Here is an 18,388-nt window from a genome sequence, read left to right as displayed (position 1 = left end):
GCGATACGGATACCGTCCGGAAGTACCGAGTGACGCATGCGGACAGGGCCCGGCGCGCCGTACGGCGTACCGGGCCCTGCCAGGTGGGAGGCGTCCTCCCGGGTCACTTCGGGACGCGGGCCACGCAGAGGACGGTCTGCCCGAACGGCGGCCGGACGATCCGCTCGATGGCGCGGGTCGTCGGGATGACCGTCCGGTCGTAGATCTTGACCAGGCGGGGGTCGGGGTAGCCCGCGCCGCCGCGCCGGACCGCCGCCCACCAGGCGATGCCGCCCAGGAAGTTGATCGGCTTCAGCACGTCCGGCACCAGGCCCGCCTCGCGGACCGACTTCTCCAGCGTGGCCGGCGTGTACCGCTGGACGTGCCCGACCTTGCGGTCGAAGTCGCCGTACAGCTGCATGTAGCCGGGCACCCAGATGACGATCCGGCCGCCGGGCTCGGTCACCGCGGCGAGGTCGCGCAGCGCCTGGACGTCGTCCTTGATGTGCTCCAAAACGTTCATCATGACGACGGTGTCGACCTTCTGCCGGATCTCGATCGTCGCCGGGAGCTCCAGGTCGAGGACCTCGACGTCGTCGTTGCCGTCGTAGCGCTTGCGCAGCTCGCCGACGCAGTAGGGGTCGTTGTCGCTGACGACCAGGTAGTCCAGGCGGCCCGCGAACTGCTCGGAGAAGTGGCCGAGCCCGGAGCCGATCTCCAGCAGCTTGCGCCCCACGTGCGGGGCGACCATGTCGTACTCGTACTTGCGGTAGTTGCGAGCCTCGTCGCCGCCGAGATGGTTCTCCAGCGCCCCCTCGCCCGCGGCGGGCTGGACGACGTCCTCGCCGGCGGCGGGCGGCGCGGCGGGCCCGCCGTGCTTCGGGCCGCTGCTCAGCAGATTGAGGACGCCGCCCATGATGCTCTTCTTCTGACCTGGTGACTGCATACTTCCCGCTCGCTCGGATGCTGTTCGACAGACCGATGCCGATCTCGGGCACAAAGGTCGGGCCAGTCTACCCACAGCGGACGCCGCGGACGGTCCCATCGGCCCGGCCGCGCCGGGCCGGGAGATCACCAGGTCAGCGTCCGGTGAACTCCCGGCCGGGCAGCGGTGAACTGCCGGTGGGGCGGCGGTGAACCGCGCGGTCAGCCGCCGGTGAACTCCCTGGCGGCCCGCCTAGGGCCCGCGGGTCCCGAGAGGTTCCAGGTGACGTCGCCGTACCGGACGCTGTAGAGGTGGTCGCGGAGGGCCTGCTCCTCCGGGTCCGGACGCCGGGTGCGCGCGATCCCGTACACGTCCATGATCTCGCTCAGCACGGCCGCGCGGACGGTGTCGAGCGTGATGGGCGCGCCGAGGTCGGCGAGGGTGTGCCGGCCGGACACCTCGGACGGCGGAGGGTTCCGGCCGCGCGCCGTCCCGCCGTCCGGCGGCATGAGGTACACCGGCCCGTACGCGTTGATCGGCGTGACGTGCACCGCGAGGTGGGTCAGGACGGCGTCCCGCGCGTGCAGCCACGCCACCTGCACGATCCCGCCCGCGTTGCCCCCGAGACCGCCGCCCGCCTTGCCGCTGAGACCCGCGCCCGCCTTGCCGCCGAGGCCGCCGGACGCGAGGACGTCGGGCGGGTAGCCGAGGCGGCCGAGCGCCGTGCGGACGAGGACGTCGAGGTCGGGCGCGTCCGGTGAGATCCGTCGTTCGCCCGGGCGGGGCCGCCTGACCAGGCTGAACAGCAGCGTGCCCGAGTCGGTGTAGACCGCGCCGCCGCCGCTCGCCCGGCGTACGACCCGGACGCCGTCGCGCGCGCAGGCGGCGAGGTCCACGACCTCCTCCACGTTCTGGAAGCGTCCGATCACCACGCTCGGCGCGTTCTGCCACACCCGCAGCACCGGGACGGACCGCTCGGCGGCCGTGCGCCCGGACGGGACGCCGTAGGGCGAGACACCGTAAGGCGGGACACCGTAGGGCGCGGCGCCGTGCGACGGCACGCCCGGCCGTTGCGGCGGCACCGAGCCCGGTCTCCCCGGTCTTCCCCGGCGCCGGGGAGCCGGGCGCCGCCCCCCGCGCGGCCCGGGCACCCGCGCCAGGGCCTCGTCCAGCGCGAGGTTCCACGCCGGTTCCCGCACGTCGTCGACGATCATGCTGAGCATCCCGCCGTCCCTCCGCTCACCTCCGTGTCGACCGTCTCGGCCGATCCGGCCGCCGGGCGCCCCGGCGATCGCACCACCGCCGGATGGCTGAAACATATCGACACACCGGGCCGATGACAGGCGGAGAGTTTTCATATGGTGACACTGTGCGATGATCCCCGGGTAGTCCGTCCTCTCGGGAGTCTCATGTTCAGGGCCGGCGCGGGCGGGCGGCCCACCCCGGACGGTCAGCCGATGAACCGGTGGACGTCCTCCCGCTCGCTCGGCCCCGGCTCGGCGGGCGCGATCCACGGCCCGGGGACGGACGGGTCGAGCACGCCCTCCTCCAGCCAGGCGAAGTCGCCGTCGAGCACCTCGCGGGCGAGCCGTCCGTCCTCGGCGTCGGTGTTGCGCCAGAGCGCGTCGAACAGCTCCTCGACGCGCACGCGCGACTGGCGGCAGAACGCGTCCGCCAGCCGGATCGCCGAGGCGGGCGGCTCGACGCGCGTCTCGCCGACCGGCTCGCCCTCGGGATGGGCGTCGGCGTAGGCGCGCACGCAGACCGCGCTCATCGCGTACAGCTCCGCGCCGATGTCGACCATCCGGCCGAGGAAGCCCTGCCGGCGTTCGAGACCGCCCTGCCAGCGCGCCGCCGCGTAGAACGTCGAGCGCGCGAGCTTGCGCGATGCCCGCTCGACGTACCGCACGTGCTTCGCCAGCGGCCCGAACTGGCCGTACGCCCCCGGGCGCCGCCCCGCGCCGGTGACCAGCGTCGGCAGCCAGCGCGCGTAGAAGCCCCCGGCGCGCGCCGCCGCCCGCGCCTTCTCCCGGGCCGACGCGTCGGGGTCGATGATGTCACCGGCCACCGACAGATGCGCGTCCACCGCCTCGCGCGCGATCAGCAGGTGCATGATCTCGGTCGAGCCCTCGAAGATCCGGTTGATGCGCAGGTCGCGGAGCACCTGCTCGGCGGGCACGCCGCGCTCGCCGCGCGCGACGAGCGACTCGGCGGTCTCGTAGCCGCGCCCGCCGCGGAGCTGGACGAGCTCGTCGGCGATCCGGCAGGCCATCTCGGACGCCCAGAGCTTGGCGAGCGCGGCCTCGATCCGGATGTCGTTGCGCTCGTCGTCGGCGAGCTGCCCGGACAGGTCGAGCATGGCCTCCAGCGCGTACGAGGTGGCGGCGATGAACGCGACCTTCTTGGAGATCGCCTCGTGCTCGCCGACGCGCCGTCCCCACTGGACGCGTTCGTTCGTCCAGCCGCGGGCGATCCCTGTGGCCCACTTCCCGGCCGCCGCGCACATCGCGGGCAGCGAGAGGCGTCCGGTGTTCAGCGTGGTCAGCGCGACCTTGAGGCCCGCGCCCTCCGGCCCGATCAGGTTCGCGGCCGGGACCCGGACGTCGTGGAACCGCGTCACGCCGTTCTCGATGCCGCGCAGCCCCATGAACGCGTTGCGGTGCTCGACCGTGATGCCGGGACTGCGCATGTCCACGACGAACGCCGAGATCCCGCCGTGATGCCCCTCGCCCTTCGGGACGCGCGCCATCACGACGACCAGGTCGGCGACGACGCCGTTGGTCGTCCACAGCTTGACCCCGTTGAGGACGTACTCGTCACCGTCCGGGACGGCGGTGGCGCGCAGCCTGGCCGGGTCGGACCCGACGTCCGGCTCGGTGAGCAGGAACGCGGTGACCGAGCGGGCGCTGACCGGCAGCCAGGCGTCCTTCTGCTCGTCGGTGCCGAACAGCTTGACCGGCTGCGGGACGCCGATGGACTGGTGCGCCGAGACGAGCGCGCCGAGCGCCGGGCTGACCGAGCCGACCACCATCAGCGCACGGCCGTAGTGGTACTGGCTGAGGCCGAGCCCGCCGTACCGTTCGGGGATCTTCATGCCGAGCGCGCCGAGCTCGCGCAGGCCCTTGACGACCTCGTCCGGGATGCGGGCCTGGCGTTCGATCTGCGCGGCGTCGACGCGGGTGGCGCAGAACTCGCGGAGGCGCGCGAGGAACTCCTCGCCCTTGCGGCGCGCCTCGGCGTCCGGGCGCGGGTGGGGATGGATCAGGTCCAGGCGGAAGTCGCCCAGGAAGAGCTGCTTGCCGAAGCTGGGCAGGCGCCACTCGGTCTCGCGGGCCTCCTCGGCGACCCTGCGGGCGGTGCGCTCGTCCACCTGCGTCCCAGCGTGGACGGCGTGGGCGGCCTGCGTTGCGGGGGTCGCCTCTGCGGCGGAAGTCGCCTCTGCGGCGGAAGTCGCCTCTGCGGCGGAAGTCGCCTCTGCGGCGGAGGTCGCCTGTGCGGCGTGGGCGGCGTGGTCCGGCTGGTTCATGCCGACTCCTCGGACGTGCTCCCGAAGGCTCTCCCCCGCGAAGTTACTCCCGAGTGGTACCGATGAGTAGGGGCGCCGCCGAGACCGACTTGGCGAAAACGCCCTCCGGGCCGGACGGAAGGTGATCCAATGGTCGCGTACCGCCCATGTCCTTGGCCTCTGCCCGGCCGGAGGGGTTCGCTGTGCGTGATGGATGAGACACGGAAACCTACTCTCATCTCCTCGGTGCAGCGCGCGTTGCGGCTGATGGAGGCCGTGGCCTCGCATCCCAACGGCGCGCCCGCCAAGCAGCTGTCCCGCGAGGCGGGACTGCCGCTCGCCACCACGTATCACCTGCTCCGCACCCTCGCCCACGAGGGCTACGCGCTGCGGCTCACCGACGGCGCGTGGGTGCTGGGCGACCGCGTCCACTCGCTCCAGGGCCAGGCGCGCGCGCAGCAGCTGCTGACGCGGATCCGCCCGGCGCTGGTCGCGCTCCGCGACGAGCTGGGCGTCGCGTCCTACTTCGGCATGCACGTGGACGACGAGATCCGCATCGTGGACATCGCCGACGGCCCGCGCGCGCCGCGGGTGGACCTGTGGGTCGGCTTCGACGAGGCCGCGCACGCGACCGCGATCGGCAAGTGCATGCTCGGCCAGCTCGACGACGCCCGCCGCCGCGACTACCTGGCCCGGCACCCGCTGGTGGACCTGACGCCGCACACGATCACCGAGCCGCGCCGCCTGATGCACGTGCTGAACGCGCAGGCGGAGCTGTCCCTCGACCATGAGGAGTACGCGCTCGGCACGGGGTGCGCGGCCGTCCCGGTCAGCGACGCGAAGGGCACCGTGGTCGGCGCGCTCGCGATCTCGTGCCGGTCCACGAAGCTGCCGAAGGTGGAGGCGCGGGTGCACCGGATGCAGGCGACGGCCGCGCGGATCCAGCGCACGCTGAGCCTCACCCTCTGACCTTCATGTAACTGTCGAAACGGGATTGACTAGTTACGGTCCCGACCCTACGGTCGTAACTGTCATTATTGCTCATGACAGTTACGGAGGTCGTCGTGACGCGGAGTCGCCTGCCCCGGAGCGTCTGGCTGCTCGTCGCCGCGCGGGCCGTCAACCGGCTGGGGGCGTTCTCGGTGCCGTTCCTCGCGGCGCTCACCGTGACCCGGTTCGGCGCGAGCCCCGCGACGGCCGGGCTGATCATCGCGGCGTTCGGGGTGGCGACGGTACCGTCCCGGCTGATCGGCGGGCGGCTCGCCGACCGGATCGGCCGCCGCCGGTCGATCCTGCTCGGCCTGGCCGGATGCGCGGTCGCGCAGCTCGCGATCGCCGCCGCCGGGACGGTCTGGCAGGTGCTCGCGTTCGCGGTCCTGCTCGGGCTGGTCTACGAGATCTACGAGCCGGCGAGCCAGGCCATGATCGCCGACGCGGTCGGCGCGGCGGACCGGGCCCGCGCCTACAACCTGCTCAACGCGGCCCTCGCCGCCGGCGGCACCGGCGCCGGGCTGCTCGCCGCCGCCGTCGGACGCTGGGACCTGCGCTGGCTGTTCGTGCTCGACGCCGCGTCCTGCCTGGTCTGCGCGGTGGTGGTGCGGTGCGTGCTGCCGTTCGACGCGCCGCTGCGCACCGGGACGCGCCGCGCCGGCGCCTCGCCCTGGCGCGATCCGGCCCTACTGGCGCTGCTCGCCTGCGGGACGTTCTACGCGCTCGTCTACACGCAGGTGATGGTCGCGCTGCCCCTGTCGATGCGGCAGAGCGGGCTGAACCCCGCCGACGCCGGGATCCTGTTCGCCGTCGCGGCCGTGACGACGATCGCGGGCCAGCCGCTGATGCGCCTCGGACGGCTGGCCGCGATGTCCACGCCCGTCATGGTCGCGAGCGGCTGCGTCCTGCTCGCCGCCGGGTTCGGCGGGTACGCGTTCGCGTCCGGCCTCGTCCCGCTCGGGTTCGCGACGGTCGTGTGGAGCGTCGGCGACCTGTTCATCTTCGGCCGCGTGTACGCGGCCGTCGCCGATCTCGCCCCGGCGGAGGCGCGCGGACACTACCTGTCGGTGTTCGGGCTGAGCTGGGGTTTCGCCGCCATCGCCGCCCCGGTCGGCGCGACGCAGCTGCTCGAACGCGCGGGCGTCGCCGCGCTCTGGTCGAGCACGGCCGCCGTCTGCCTCGTCCTCGCCGCGCTCCAGTTCCTCGTGGTCAGGCGCCTGCTCCCGGACGCGTCGCCGGACGTCCCGGAGGAGGCCGTCGTCACGGAGGCGGTCGCCGTCCCGGCCGTGCCGCCGGCCGGGAGTTGAACACTCGGCTCGGAGTCGGGGCTTTCATCCCCACAGGCACCGTTTCGCCCCTATGCTGCCGCCAGCCCAGACGATCACGGAGGTCACACGGCGATGCGGCGGACGGCACGGATCACGGTACTCACGGCCGGCGCGGGCGTGCTCGCCTGCGGGGCCACGGCGGCCGTCGCGGTGGCCGCGACCGGCGGCGGGCCGGGTGGCGGCTCCGGCGGCGGGCCGGGCGGGCAGGGCACGGCGGTCTCCGCGGTGGCCGGGCGCACGGTGCTGGCGTCCTCCCCGGCCGATCTCCAGAAGAAGGTCAACGCGGCCCGGCCGGGCGACACCGTCCTGCTCCGGGACGGGTCGTACACGCTGGACGAGCCGGTCGCGATCACCGGACGGGCCGGGACGAAACGGGCGCGGATCACGGTCGGCGCGCAGCACACCGGCAAGGTCGTCCTGTCCGGAAAGGGTGGGATCACGCTGTCGCGTTCGCCCTACGTGACCCTCTCCGGGTTCGTCTTCCACACCCGGCAGGCTCCGGCCGTGCCCGCCGACTCGCCCGGCGTCCGGCTGACCCGCAACACCTTCCGGCTCGCCGAGCCCTCGGGGAAGAACAACTGGGTGAGCGTCGAGGCCGACGACGTCCAGGTGGACCACAACACGTTCGCGCACAAGCGGTCCCAGGGCGTGTACCTCCAGATCAACGGGCCCGGCAAGACGATGGCGCAGCGGACGCACGTCAACGCCAACCTCTTCAGCGACCACGGGTACGGCGGGTCCAACGGCGGCGAGTGCGTCCGGCTCGGCTACGGCGACAAGGGCGCGGTCCCTGCGCACGCGCTGGTCGAGGGCAACCTGCTCGACCGCGCGAACGGCGACGTCGAGGGCATCTCGGTCAAGTCGTCGAACAACGTCATCCGCTACAACACGTTCCGGAACAGCAAGGGCTGGATCGTCCTGCGCTTTAGCAACGACTCGCAGGTGTACGGCAACCACCTGTTCGGTACGTCCGGCATCCGGTTCTACGGACGCGGCCACGACATCCACACGAACTACGTGGAGGGTGGCGTGACCGTGGGCGGCGGGACGTCCGACCCGAACGCCTACTGGCCCGCCGACCATGTGCGGTTCACGCACAACACCGTCCTCGGCCAGGTGAAGAGCGACCATTCGGGCGGAGGCAAGGCGCACGACCTGACCTTCGCCGACAACGTCGTCCGGACGGCGAAGGCCCCGGCGGTGAGCCTGAGCGTGCTGAATTCGGCCTTCGCGGGGAACCTGTTCTTCGCGCCGTCCGCCGGAGCGCCGGGCGTCCCGGCGTCCGGCTACCGGTTCGCCGACCCCAAGCTGAAGGCGTCCGGCGGCTTCCAGCACATCGTCAAGGGCAGCCCCGCCGTGAACGCCGCGAAGAACCCGTTCCCCGGCACCGGCAACGGCGTCGGCGCCGACATCGACGGCCAGCCCGCCGCCGGGCGCGCGGACATCGGCGCGGACGAGCTGTCCACCGCCCGCGTCACCCGCACGCCGCTGACCACCGCCGACGTCGGCCCGTCCGCCCGCTGAGCCCTGACCGCTGAGCCTTGACAACCCTGACCGCTGAGCGGTGACCGCGGCGCCTCCTCGGACGGTCAGCGGCCCTTGAAGTCGGGGGTCCGCCGTTCGAGGAAGGCGGTGATGCCCTCCTTGGCGTCCTCGGTGGCGGCGAGTTCGACCAGCTCGCCGAGCAGGTACTCGACGGCGTCCTCCAGCGGACGGCCCTCGACGGCGAAGAAGGCGTCCCGCCCGCGCCGCAGCCCGATCGGCGACTTGGCCGCGATCGTGCGGGCCAGCTCGTCCACCCGGGCGTCCAGCTCGGCGCGCGGGACGACCTCGGTGACCAGGCCGATCTCGCGCCCCTCGGCGGCGCTGATCTTCTCGCCGGTGTAGTAGAGCTTGAACGCGTGCTTCGGCGCGACGTTCCGGTTGATGATCGCCATGATCATCATGGGCCAGAGGCCCACGTTGACCTCGGGCGTCGCGAGCTTCACGTCGTCGGCCGCGATGACCAGGTCGCAGGCGGCGGCGAGGCCGAGGCCGCCCGCGACGGCGTGCCCGCCGAGCCGGGCGAGCACCGGCTTGCCGATCGTCGGGAACGCGGTGAACAGCCGGAACGGCGCGCTGGCCCGCAGCTCCTCGGGCGTGGCCGCCACCCCGGACGCCGCGAGCCCGCCCAGGTCGGCCCCGGCGCAGAACGCCCGGTCTCCCGCCCCGGTCAGGACGATCACCCGCACCTCGTCGTCGCCGCGCGCGCGGTCGAAGGCGTCGAGCAGCTCGTCCACCATCACGTCGTTCAGCGAGTTCCGGGCGTCCGGACGGTTCAGCGTGATGCGCGCGACCCGCTCGGACACGGAGTACAGGATCGTCGAGTACAAGGGTCCTCCAAGAAGAACGGGCGGGACCAACAACGTGGTCCCGCCCGAACGATGCCAGACGTCAGCGGCCGGAGGCGCTCAAAGGCGCAGCCTCAGCGGCGCCCGAAGGCGCAGCCTCAAGGGCGCTCAACAGGCGGAGCCTCAGAGGCGCTCGATGATGGTGGCGTTGGCCTGGCCGCCGCCCTCGCACATCGTCTGGAGGCCGTAGCGGGCGCCGGTGCGCTCCAGCTCGTGCAGCAGCTTGGTCATCAGGATGCCGCCGGTCGCGCCCAGCGGGTGGCCGAGGGCGATCGCGCCGCCGTTCGGGTTGGTCTTCTCCAGGGACGCCCCGGTCTCCTGCGCCCACGCCATCGGCACCGGCGCGAACGCCTCGTTGACCTCGAACACGTCGATGTCGTCGATGGACAGGCCGCTCTTGGCCAGCGCCTTCTCGGTCGCCGGGATCGGGCCGGTCAGCATGTAGACCGGGTCCGAGCCGGTGACGGCGAGCGTGTGGATGCGGGCGCGCGGGGTGAGGTTGTGCCGCCGGACGGCCTCCTCGGACGCGATCAGCAGCGCGGACGCGCCGATCGAGATCTGCGACGACACGGCCGCGGTGATGACGCCGCCCTCGCGGAGCGTCTTCAGCGTGGCCATCTTCTCCATCGTGGTGTCGGGGCGGGCGCCCTCGTCCTTGGTCACCCCGGCGAGCGGGGCGATCTCGCGGTCGAAGTGGCCGGCCTCGATGGCCTTGGCGGCGCGCCGGTGCGACTCCAGCGCGAACCGCTCCAGGTCCTCGCGGCTGTAGCCCCACTTCTCGGCCATCAGCTCGGCGCCGCGGAACTGGGAGATCTCCTGCATGCCGTAGCGCTCGGCCCAGCCCTCGCCGTACGGGAAGTCGAGGCCCTGCACGATGGACGCGCCCATCGGCACCTTCGCCATGTGCTCGACGCCGGACGCGACGACCAGGTCCTGGGTGCCGGACAGCACGCCCTGCGCGGCGAAGTGGATCGCCTGCTGGGACGAGCCGCACTGCCGGTCGATGGTCACGCCGGGCACGTTCTCCGGCAGCCCGGCCGACAGCCACGCGGTGCGCGCGATGTCGAGGGCCTGGCCGCCGACCTGCATGACGCAGCCCATGATGTTGTCCTCGACCGCGGACGGGTCGACGCCGGTCCGGTTGACCAGCTCCTTCAGCACGTGCGCGCCGAGGTCGGCGGGGTGGACGTCCTTCAGTGCGCCCTTCTTGGTACCGACGGGGGTACGGACCGCGCCGACGATGTACGCCTCGGCCACTGCGCCTCCAAAAGCCAGGGGTTGGGGTTCCGTCCCGAAACCGAGTGAGATTCGGTCAGTCAGTATGAGATTACAACGCCACCGGCGCAATCCCGTGTGACCTGGGTCTCGGTAGCCCCGTCCAGGCTAGTGGGCGCGGTGCCGGCCGCCGGAGTGCACGGCGCGTCCCTCGGCGTCGTCGCCCAGCGTGGCCCGGCTGAGCCGGGTCAGGACGTCGGCCAGCTCCGGGTTCTCGTCCGGGGACCAGTCGGAGATCTGTCGCGCCAGAGCCGCGCGCCGCGCCCGGATCAGCCGCTCGGCGACCTCCGTGCCGCGCAGGGTGGGCGCGAGCACCCCGTCGTCCGAGGTGACCAGGCCCTCGTCCACCAGGCGGCGGACGTGCGGACGGCCCTCCTCGACCGACACCCCGGCGCGTTCGGCCAGCTCCGGGCCCGAGACCGAGCCGTCCCGGACGATCCGGCACAGCGCCCACATCTGCTCGGGCGGCATCGAGACCCCGGCCGCCTGCGCGAGCCGCGCGTACAGGTCCAGCGCGGACGGGTCGTTCCGGATGAGCTCGCTGAGCGCGCGCTCGGCCGCGTGCCGCGACGAGCCGTCCCCGGGCGCCTGGACGGCCCCGGTCGCCGCCGCCGACCGCAGCGGCGTCTCCTTCATGAACCAGGTCAGCACGCACGCGACGATCGCGACCGGCACCGCCCACAGGAACACCGTGGAGATCGCGTCCGAGTAGGCGTGCAGCAGGTCCGTGCGGACGTTCGGCGGCAGCTTGTCCATCAGCTTCGGGTCGCCCTGGACGGCCGCGGGGTTGAACCCGCCGCGCAGCTCGCCCTTCTTCGCCAGGTCGGTGATGTTGTCGGAGAGCCGGTTCGCGAACACCGTGCCGAACGCCGCGACGCCGAACGACCCGCCGATCTGCCGGAAGAACGTCACGCCGGACGTGGCCGCGCCGAGGTCGGCGTAGTCCACCCGGTTCTGCACCGCGATGACCAGCACCTGCATGACCAGGCCGAGCCCGAACCCGAGCAGCGCGAACCGCAGGCTCATCGTCCACGTGGACGACCCGACCCCCATCCGGGACAGCAGCCACAGCGCGATCGCGACGAGCGGCGTGCCGACGACCGGGTAGATCCGGTACCGGCCGGTCCGGCTGATCAGCTGCCCGGACCCGATCGAGGCGACCAGCAGCCCGAGCATCATCGGGAGCAGGTGGACGCCCGACATCGTCGGCGACACCCCGTGCACGACCTGGAGGAACAGCGGGATGTAGACCATCGCGCCGAACATCGCGAAGCCGATCACGAACCCGATCGCCGAGGACAGGTCGAAGGTCGAGTCGCGGAACAGCCGCAGCGGGATGATCGGCTCGGCCGCCCGGTGCTCCGCCCAGACCCACGCGACGATCAGCACCACGGCCAGCACGCCGAGCCCGATGATCTGCGGCGACACCCAGTGGTACTCGGTGCCGCCCCAGGTCGTCATCAGCACCAGCGCCACCGACCAGCCGATGATCAGGAGCGTGCCGAGGTAGTCGATCCGGTGCCGGTGCCGCTCGGACCGCGCGTGCAGCGCGAACGCGATCGCGGCCAGCGCGAGCAGCCCGACCGGCAGGTTGATGTAGAAGACCCAGTGCCAGGAGAGGTTGTCCACGAACCAGCCGCCGAGCAGCGGCCCGCACACGCTGGACACCCCGAACACCGCGCCGAACAGGCCCTGGTACCGGCCGCGCTCGCGGGGCGGCACCACGTCCCCGACGATCGCGATGGCGAGCACCATCAGGCCGCCGCCGCCCACGCCCTGGAGCGCGCGGAACGCGATCAGCTGGCCCATGCTCGCCGACAGGCCGCACAGCGCCGAGCCGACCAGGAAGATCACGATGGACGCCTGGAACAGCCGCTTGCGCCCGTACTGGTCGCCGAGCTTGCCCCACAGCGGCGTGCACGCCGTGGACGACAGCAGGTACGCCGTCACCACCCAGGACAGGTGGTTCAGCCCGCCGAGATCGCCGACGATCGTCGGCAGCGCCGTCGACACGATCGTCTGGTCGAGCGCCGCCAGCAGCATCGAGAGCATCAGCGCGCCGAGGACGACCGCCAGGTCCCGCCCCTTCGGCATCTGCGGCGTGCCGGATTCAACCGCTGTTGTGGACATCCCACGCCCCCCAAAGGCCCGTCCGGTCCCCCCGAACCGTCCGCACGTCTCGCAGGGGACCTACCCAGAGCCCCGCAAAGATCACGTGTTTGGCCGGGAGACCAGGTCACGGGCGACCTCGGCCGCGCCGAGGGCCCTCTCCCGCGCCGCGAGGACGCCTCTGCGGGTTATGGTCGGAGGCGAAGGCCAGTCCCCCGGAACGAAGGTGGCCGTCCATGCAAGCACTCCTGACCCTGCTCGTCATGGGGCTGCTCGCCGCGTTCTGCGTGCGCTGGGTGGCGGTGAGGCTGCGGGTGAACGCTCCCACGCGGACCGCCGTCATCACCGTGTTCGTGCTGGTCGTGCTGGCCCTGTTCGGTCGCCAGTTCGGCGGCTGACCGCCGCGGACGGGCCCGGCGTGGCCTCCTCCGGCCAGGTTCTCCGGGAACCGGATCCAGACGTTCTCCATCGGAGTCGAACCTATCCCCGGGTCACGGAGTCATAACTGACGAAACCGGCTTCACCCCTCCCCGCTCGGCGCCCGCCGGACGTCCCCGTCCGGCGGCGGGCGGGTGGGACCCCGCCGCATCGCCGCCCCCGAGCCGAGGGAGAGTCCAGACGTGCCGCACCCGGCGACCACACTCCAGGAGCCCGGCCGCGCCGTCGCCCCCCACCTGCGGCGGCTGCTCGACTTCGCCGAACCCCGCGCCGACGACGTCTGCCTGGACGTCGCGCGCGGCCCGGGACCGCTGCCCGCCGCGCTCACCGGCCTGGTGCGCCGGGTGACCGCCGTGGACGCCGCGTCCCCGCCGCGCTCCCCGAGCCCGCTCGGCGCCCGGAACCCGCGGACGGCCACGACGACCTTCGCGACCGGCCCGGTCCGCATCGCCGTCCTCGGGGACGAGCCGCCGGACGCCGTCCCGCCGTCCTCCGGGGCGCCGTTCGAGGCGCGCCGCCTCCCGGCGGGCGCGGTGCGCGCCGACGCGTCCGCGCTGCCGTACCGGAACCGGTCCTTCTCCCTGGTCACGACGCGGTTCGCGCTGTTCCACCTGGGCCGTCCGGAGCTGGTCCTGCGCGAGCTGCTGCGGGTCTGCCGCCGGGACGGCCGGGTCGTGATCGCCGACCTCGTGCGCGGCAACACCGCGGGCACCGACCGGGACCGGATCGAGCGCCTCCGCGACCCGAACCATCCGGGCACGCCGTCCATCGCGGGGCTCACCGAGCTGATCGTGTCGGCGGGCGCGAACGTCCGGCGGCTGGACGTGTTCACCGTGGAGCGCCCGCTCGAACCGTGGCTGGCCGGGGCGTCCGACGCCGACGCCGCCGACGTGATCCGCACCGAGCTGCTGGACGAGGTGGACGGCGGCCCGCGCACCGGTGCGAAGCCGCGCATCATCGGCGGCGAGCTCTGGTTCACCCAGTCCTGGGCGCACCTGGCCGTCGAGCCCATCTGAGCCCGGCCGCCCCGTCCGAGCCCGGCCGCCCCGTCCGAGCCCGGCCGCCTCCTCCGAGGCCGTCTGAGGGCCGCCGGGGCCGTCCGGCGTAGCGTGGGGGCATGCGCGCGTGGACGGTCCCCGAGCCGGGGACGCTGCTGCGGACCGAACGGGACGCGCCCGAGCCGGGCCCCGGCGAACTGCTCGTGCGGGTGCTCGCGTGCGGGGTGTGCCGCACCGACCTGCACGTCCTGGACGGCGACCTGCCCGTCCACCGGAAGGGCGTCGTGCCCGGCCACGAGATCGTCGGCGAGGTGGTCGCGGCCGGGCCGGGATGCCTGCGCGGCCCCGGAGACCGCGTCGGCGTCGCCTGGCTGCGCGGCACCTGCGGTGCCTGCAAGTTCTGCCGCCGCGGCGCGGAGAACCTCTGCCCCAACTCCGTCTACACCGGCTGGGACGCCGACGGCGGATACGCCGATTTCGCGATCGCCGTCGACGCGTTCGCCTACCCGCTCCCCGACGAGCTGGACGTCGTCGGCACCGCGCCGCTGCTCTGCGCGGGCATCATCGGCTACCGCGCCCTGCGCCGCGCGGACGTCCCGCCCGGCGGGCGCCTCGGCATCTGGGGGTTCGGCGGATCCGCCCACCTGGCCGCGCAGATCGCCCTGGCCGAGGGCGCGGAGGTCCACGTCTACACGCGCGGCGCGCAGGCCCGCGAGCTCGCCCTGGAACTCGGCGCGGCGTGGGCCGGCGACTCCTTCGACGAGGGTCCGGCCCTCCTGGACGCCGCCATCTGCTTCGCCCCCGCCGGAGAGCTCGTCCCGGCCGCCCTCGAACGGCTCGACCGCGGCGGCACGCTCGCCATCGCGGGCATCCACCTCACCGACGTCCCGTCCCTGGACTACCAGCGCCACCTGTTCCGGGAACGCCAGGTGCGCTCGGTGACGGCCAACACCCGCGCGGACGGCGAGGAGTTCCTCACCCTCGCCGCCCGGCTCGGCCTGAAGGTCACCACGCACCCGTACCCGCTGGACGCCGCCGGCCGTGCCCTGGACGACCTGCGCGCCGACCGCTTCGCCGGCGCGGCCGTCCTGATCCCCTGACGCATCCGCCCGCCGCGCGCCCGGGGGGATGTCGCCTATCGCAGTGGAAGTTGGAACCAGACGGCCTTGCCGTCCTGGGTGGGGCGGGCGCCCCAGCGGGTGGCGAGCTGGTCGACCAGGTACAGGCCGCGCCCGCCCTCGTCGGTCTCCCCGGCGCTGCGGATGCGGGGCAGCCGCATGTCGGTGTCGAAGACCTCGACCCACACGGCGTCCGCGCCCTTGCGGAGGCGGACCCGGAACTCCTTGGTGGGGGGTTCGCGGCGGCCCAGCTCGGCGCCCAGCACCGCGGACGGGTCGGGCCCGCCGGGCGCGGGCAGGCCCCAGTCGTCCTCGTCCAGGTTGAAGTGGACCGGAGGGCCGCCGTCGAGCACCAGCTCGCGCCGGGGCGCGGGCGTCGCGGTGGCGTGCAGGACGACGTTGGTGACGACCTCCGACACCAGCAGGCAGGCGAGTTCGGCCTGCTCGGCGGGCATGCCCCAGGCGGCGAACGCGTCGGAGGCCATCCGCCGCGCCTCCGAGACCATGATCGGCTCGGCCGGGAAGGTGCGGTCGGCGACGGGCAGCTCCTCCGGCGACGTGCGGATCACGACGATCGCCACGTCGTCGGCGATGTCGCCGGGGATGGCGTCGTAGGCGGCGCCCGCGATGGCCTCCACGTCCTTGCCCGCGACGGCCGCGACGGCCTTGCGGACCGCCTCGCGCGCCTGCTCGCGGGTGTGGTAGCCGCCGTCGTCGCGCGGACGCCGGTCGATCAGCCCGTCGGTGTACAGCACGAGCGTGGAGCCCGGTTTCAGCTCGGTGGTCTCCTCGTTGAACAGGATCTCGCCGCCGATGCCCTGGGCGCGGACGCCGAGCATCGCGCCCTCGCTCTCGAACTCCAGCTCGCGCACCTCGCCGTCCACCACCAGCAGGGGCGGGTCGTGCCCGGCGTTCGCGAACTCCAGCACCCGCGACCACGCGTCGTAGACGAAGTAGGTGCACGAGACCAGCGGCGGCCGGACGAGGTCGTCGTTGTTCCAGCCCGAGGTCATCCGGGACGGCCGGGTCATCGTGCGGACCCACTCGTCCAGCTTGCGCAGGATGTCGGCGGGGGGCTTGTCGTCCTGCGCGAACGCGCGCAGCGCCGCGCGGAGCTGGCCCATCACGGCGGCGGCCCGCGCGCCGCGGCCCTCGACGTCGCCGATGACGAGGCCGACGCGTCCGGCCGACAGCGGGATCACGTCGTACCAGTCGCCGCCGACCTGGGTCTGGATGCCGTGGCCGTGCGACTCCAGCGGGCGGGCGGGCTCGTACCGCCAGGCGATCTGGAGGCCGTCCGGCCGCGGCGGGCGCTCGCCGGGCAGCAGGTGCTTCTGGAAGGCGAGCGCGGTCTCGCGCTCCTCCTCGAACAGCAGCGCGTTGTCGACGGCGAGCGCGATCCGGGACGCGATCGCGCCGATCAGGTCGCGGTCGAAGCCGTCGTAGTGCGGGTCCGGACGGCGGGACAGGTTGGACAGCGCCAGCGACATCACGCCGAGCAGCTCGCCCCTGGCCAGCAGCGGCGCGGCGATCACCGAGGTGACGCCCATCGCGTCGCCGAGCCGCTGGGACTCCTGCGTCGGCGCGGAGAACCGGTGCTGGAGCATGTCCTCGACGAGGACGGCGTCGCGGCGGTTCATCGCGCGGGTCGCGAAGTGGCCGGGCGGGTACGACACGGGCTCGCCGACCTCGGCCCAGGTGCCGGGCGGCGGCTCCCAGTCGTTCGCGTGCGCCGACACCCGCCGGTACAGCCGGTCGCCGCTGAACAGGTCGATGAAGCAGTGGTCGGCGAACTGCGGGACGAGCGTCTCGGCGACCCGCTGGAGGGTTCCGGCCAGCTCCAGCGACGCCGACAGGCGCTCGCCGATACGTTCCAGAAGGCCGTACCGGTCCTGCTCGCGCTGGTTGGAGCGGAGCGCCTCCCGGGCGAAGATCACGATGCCGTCCACCGCGCCGGACGGGTGCCGCAGCGGGACAGCGTGCGCGCGCGTGTACACGGTCGAGCCGTCGGCGCGCTGGTTGCAGAACGTGCCCTCCCAGACACCGCCCTTGAGCACGTGCTTGGCCAGCTCGGTGGCCTGCTCGTGGTCCTCCTCGGCGATGCCGAGGGACAGGATCGAGTGCCCGATCACGTCCTCGTCGCCGTAGCCGAACAGCTGCCGCGCGAACTGGTTCCCGTAGATGACGTTGGAGAACCGGTCGCACACCACGACCGCCATCTCCATCTGGGCGAGGACCGTCTCGGGCGGCAGGTGCGCCTCGAAGGGCGACTCACCCCATCGCTTCATGATCCGCTCCCCCGGGGGGCGACGCGCCGGCCCGGGGCGGGACGCGCCCCACCCGTGCCGGCCTCGCCGGTCTCCGTTCGTCCGCTCACCACAGCCCTTCCGCGCGACGCGTCCCGGGGCGGACGGACTGGCCGACCCGCGCCGGACGCCACTTGAGGTATTGAACGACGAACCGGCGTCCCGGACGCGCCGGATCGTGGCGACGAATCGGAGATCTTTGGTGTGGCTCCGCCCATGGGGGCATGGGCGGCCCCGTCAGCGGCGGCTGACGAACACGTGTCCGGCGATGTCCACCGGAAGGTCGGTCTCCGGGCCGTCGGTCTCGTCGTCACAGACCACCCGCACCCCGTCGTCGGTCGTCCGAAGAGTCACCTCTCGTCCCGGTTGTATCCCGATCTGCTTGAGTCTAAGCATGAGATCACTGTCACTCTGCACCTGTTCGGAAATACGCCGAACAATCGCCTGCGTCCCGGCCGCGGACGCCGCCGCGGACATCGGCACCACCGGCGCCTCGTCGTCCCCGGCGTGACCGCCGAGCTCCGACAGGCCGGGGATCGGGTTGCCGTGCGGGCACATGGTCGGGTTGTCGAGCAGGGCGACCAGCCGCCGCTCGACCTCCTCGCTCATCACGTGCTCCCAGCGGCACGCCTCGATGTGGACGTCCTCCCAGGGCAGGCCGATGACGTTCACCAGCAAGCACTCGGCCAGCCGGTGCTTGCGCATCACCGACACCGCCAGGCTCCGGCCGGAGTCGGTCAGTTCAAGGTGCCGATCCCCCTCGACCCTGAGCAGGCCGTCCCGCTCCATGCGGGCGACCGTCTGGCTCACCGTCGGGCCACTCTGCGAGAGGCGCTCGGCGATGCGCGCGCGGAGGGGGACGATCCCCTCCTCTTCGAGCTCGAACACCGTCCGGAGGTACATCTCCGTGGTGTCGATCAGGCCGTGTGAGGTCACGAGCTCCCTCCAGTGTCGTGGCCACCGAGTCTACTTGCTGCGGCCCCTCCGGACCGGGGCGTGCGAAGATCCCGCCGGCGCCGGATATGAC

The 18,388-nt window shown here is 73.0% G+C and carries 14 protein-coding genes; 6 read left to right on the top strand and 8 right to left on the bottom strand.

The features are described from left to right. Positions 1–103 precede the first annotated feature (103 nt). The 3 genes from ACFPCY_RS26020 to ACFPCY_RS26010 form a co-directional block, all read right to left on the bottom strand. Positions 104–925: a class I SAM-dependent methyltransferase gene (locus tag ACFPCY_RS26020; RefSeq protein ID WP_378259454.1), complete on the bottom strand. Its 822-nt coding sequence runs from the start codon at positions 923–925 to the stop codon at positions 104–106. 200 nt (positions 926–1,125) lie between these two features. Next, positions 1,126–2,127, bottom strand: coding sequence for a lipoate--protein ligase family protein (locus tag ACFPCY_RS26015; RefSeq protein ID WP_378259453.1), 1,002 nt, complete (start codon positions 2,125–2,127; stop codon positions 1,126–1,128). A 227-nt stretch (positions 2,128–2,354) separates the two neighbouring features. Next, positions 2,355–4,430, bottom strand: coding sequence for an acyl-CoA dehydrogenase family protein (locus ACFPCY_RS26010; RefSeq protein ID WP_378259452.1), 2,076 nt, complete (start codon positions 4,428–4,430; stop codon positions 2,355–2,357). 189 nt (positions 4,431–4,619) lie between these two features. Between ACFPCY_RS26010 and ACFPCY_RS26005 the strand changes: the two genes are divergently transcribed. From ACFPCY_RS26005 to ACFPCY_RS25995, 3 genes are all read left to right on the top strand, one after another. Next, positions 4,620–5,378 carry an IclR family transcriptional regulator gene (locus ACFPCY_RS26005; protein ID WP_378259451.1) on the top strand — a complete coding sequence of 253 codons (759 nt, stop codon included), beginning with the start codon at positions 4,620–4,622 and terminating at the stop codon, positions 5,376–5,378. 95 nt (positions 5,379–5,473) lie between these two features. Continuing rightward, positions 5,474–6,706, top strand: a complete 1,233-nt coding sequence (locus ACFPCY_RS26000) for an MFS transporter (RefSeq protein WP_378259450.1) — start codon at positions 5,474–5,476, stop codon at positions 6,704–6,706. 93 nt (positions 6,707–6,799) lie between these two features. Then, a complete protein-coding gene (locus tag ACFPCY_RS25995; RefSeq protein ID WP_378259449.1) occupies positions 6,800–8,251 on the top strand; it encodes a polysaccharide lyase 6 family protein in 1,452 nt (483 codons plus the stop codon). Between the two features lie 65 nt (positions 8,252–8,316). Here ACFPCY_RS25995 and ACFPCY_RS25990 read toward each other — a convergent pair whose 3' ends face one another. The 3 genes from ACFPCY_RS25990 to ACFPCY_RS25980 form a co-directional block, all read right to left on the bottom strand. Further along, positions 8,317–9,099 carry an enoyl-CoA hydratase/isomerase family protein gene (locus ACFPCY_RS25990; RefSeq protein ID WP_378259448.1) on the bottom strand — a complete coding sequence of 261 codons (783 nt, stop codon included), beginning with the start codon at positions 9,097–9,099 and terminating at the stop codon, positions 8,317–8,319. Positions 9,100–9,240: 141 nt separating this feature from the next. Then, positions 9,241–10,374 (bottom strand): acetyl-CoA C-acetyltransferase, encoded by a 1,134-nt coding sequence (locus ACFPCY_RS25985; RefSeq protein ID WP_378259447.1) that lies wholly within the window; start codon positions 10,372–10,374, stop codon positions 9,241–9,243. A gap of 126 nt (positions 10,375–10,500) precedes the next feature. Beyond that, the gene (locus ACFPCY_RS25980; RefSeq protein WP_378259446.1) at positions 10,501–12,522 is read right to left on the bottom strand and encodes an MDR family MFS transporter; all 2,022 of its coding nucleotides are present in this window, start codon (positions 12,520–12,522) and stop codon (positions 10,501–10,503) included. A 215-nt stretch (positions 12,523–12,737) separates the two neighbouring features. Between ACFPCY_RS25980 and ACFPCY_RS25975 the strand changes: the two genes are divergently transcribed. From ACFPCY_RS25975 to ACFPCY_RS25965, 3 genes are all read left to right on the top strand, one after another. Continuing rightward, positions 12,738–12,899: a hypothetical protein gene (locus ACFPCY_RS25975; protein ID WP_378259445.1), complete on the top strand. Its 162-nt coding sequence runs from the start codon at positions 12,738–12,740 to the stop codon at positions 12,897–12,899. A 222-nt stretch (positions 12,900–13,121) separates the two neighbouring features. Next, complete coding sequence (locus ACFPCY_RS25970) at positions 13,122–13,955, top strand: class I SAM-dependent methyltransferase (protein WP_378259444.1); 834 nt, start codon at positions 13,122–13,124, stop codon at positions 13,953–13,955. 101 nt (positions 13,956–14,056) lie between these two features. Next, the gene (locus ACFPCY_RS25965; RefSeq protein ID WP_378259443.1) at positions 14,057–15,037 is read left to right on the top strand and encodes a zinc-dependent alcohol dehydrogenase family protein; all 981 of its coding nucleotides are present in this window, start codon (positions 14,057–14,059) and stop codon (positions 15,035–15,037) included. A 35-nt stretch (positions 15,038–15,072) separates the two neighbouring features. Here the strand turns inward: ACFPCY_RS25965 and ACFPCY_RS25960 are convergent, their stop codons facing one another. Together ACFPCY_RS25960 and ACFPCY_RS25955 are read right to left on the bottom strand one after the other, a co-directional pair. Then, the gene (locus ACFPCY_RS25960; RefSeq protein ID WP_378259442.1) at positions 15,073–17,343 is read right to left on the bottom strand and encodes a SpoIIE family protein phosphatase; all 2,271 of its coding nucleotides are present in this window, start codon (positions 17,341–17,343) and stop codon (positions 15,073–15,075) included. A gap of 255 nt (positions 17,344–17,598) precedes the next feature. After that, positions 17,599–18,297 (bottom strand): metal-dependent transcriptional regulator, encoded by a 699-nt coding sequence (locus ACFPCY_RS25955; protein ID WP_378259441.1) that lies wholly within the window; start codon positions 18,295–18,297, stop codon positions 17,599–17,601. Positions 18,298–18,388 lie beyond the last annotated feature (91 nt).

This window comes from Actinomadura gamaensis, assembly GCF_042652125.1.
Classification (GTDB): domain Bacteria; phylum Actinomycetota; class Actinomycetes; order Streptosporangiales; family Streptosporangiaceae; genus Spirillospora; species Spirillospora gamaensis.
The sequence above is the reverse complement of the archived record's forward strand: the minus strand, read 5'-3'. Positions and strand labels throughout refer to the sequence as shown.